This is a genomic window from Halorubrum sp. Atlit-26R, from assembly GCF_003666015.1.
Lineage (GTDB): Archaea > Halobacteriota > Halobacteria > Halobacteriales > Haloferacaceae > Halorubrum.
The window spans coordinates 1-815 of record NZ_QPLT01000170.1; the positions used below are offsets into that span (position 1 = coordinate 1).

The following is an 815-nucleotide window of genomic DNA, read 5'->3' on the forward strand; positions in this document are numbered from 1 at the left end:
GGGGGACGGCGAGCCGGTGGGTCGCGGTGCGGTCTGTTCGGTGGCGTGTCGGGCGATCTGCGAGCGAGCGCGGCTGGCGGCGGTTCGGTGGTGTACGGACCCGTGGTCCAAACGAAGTACGCGCCCCGTCGGTTCGGCCGCGAGCGTGACGCGGTTTCGAGCCGGTCACGGTAGCCGGGACGCGTCGTTCTGGACCGGTGCTGTCAGCGGACTGTGACAAACCACGAGCCGAGGAAAAGTCTATACGGCCTCCCGTATTCGTCCGTCTCATACGTGATGTCCTGTAAACAAGTCGGACAGTGTTCCGGACGCTCGGGGCGATTCGGCATCACCGCGTCCGGAATCGGCGGACTCAGCCCTGCGACCCGTGACGCGACCGACGTCGGATCTGTCGGGGTAGCGGATATCGCACAGAGATCTATCGACGGCACGGACTCAGACGAGTCCCTCACCACGATCCACAACTGACGGATGCAGCGTTCACTCACCTACCGAACGAACCGCGACCTGTTCTCCAACCACTACCTCGACGAGCACCTCCCCGAGACCGAGGCGTGGGAGGCGGTGGACGAGAACGAACTGGCGGCCGCGCGCGACGAGATCCTCGACCTCTACGAGCGGGAGAAGGACACGGCGCCGAAGCGGAACGAGTCCCAGCTAGAAGAGAAGTTCATCCGGCCGATGTTCCGGAAGCTGGGGGTCCCGTTCGAAGTCGAGGAGAGCACGAGCCGGACGCAGCGCCGACCGGACTACGGCTTCTTCGAGACCGACGAGGCGGCGCGCGACCCGTTCGCGCGCCGCGAAGAGGGCTGCGA

1 pseudogene is annotated in these 815 nt (G+C 65.9%); it reads left to right on the plus strand.

Going from position 1 to position 815, the window contains the following annotated elements:
• Positions 1 to 471: 471 nt before the first annotated feature.
• A pseudogene (locus tag DVK07_RS19975) lies at positions 472 to 815 on the plus strand (class I SAM-dependent DNA methyltransferase); the annotation flags it as partial.